The following is a 597-nucleotide window of genomic DNA, read 5'->3' on the forward strand; positions in this document are numbered from 1 at the left end:
GTGTCATGTTGAAGATTTCCGGCGAGGCGCTGATGGGAGATCAGGGATTCGGACTGCATCCGCCCACCGTTCAGCGCATCGCGCAAGAGGTCAAATCGGTTCATGATCTTGGTGTTGAGATTTGCATGGTCATCGGGGGTGGCAATATCTTCCGTGGTCTGTCTGGATCTGCGCAGGGGATGGAGCGTACGACAGCCGACTACATGGGTATGCTGGCGACTGTCATGAACGCGCTGGCGATGCAATCCGCTCTGGAGGGGGTAGGGGTCTTTACACGTGTAATTTCGGCCATTCGGATGGATGAGGTGTGCGAGCCCTACATTCGCCGCCGTGCTGTTCGTCACCTTGAGAAAAAGCGGGTTTGCATCTTTGCCGCGGGAACCGGGAACCCCTATTTCACCACCGATACCGCTGCGACTCTGCGCGCTAACGAAATGGCGTGTCAGGCGATCTTCATGGGCAAGAACGGTGTGGATGGCGTTTATGACAAAGACCCCAAGGTACACTCGGATGCAGTGCGCTATGATCAGGTTTCCTATGACGATGTTTTGGCCAAGCGGCTGCGCGTGATGGACGCATCGGCCATTGCATTGGCGC

General features: G+C 56.4%; 1 protein-coding gene. It reads left to right on the plus strand.

Features of this window, described 5'->3' with window-relative positions; translation table 11 throughout:
• Positions 1–597 (plus strand): UMP kinase (gene pyrH, locus ACR0L4_RS23740; protein WP_480515680.1); only part of this gene is annotated, 597 nt, incomplete at both ends.

The organism is Ruegeria sp. AB5 (assembly GCF_056542645.1).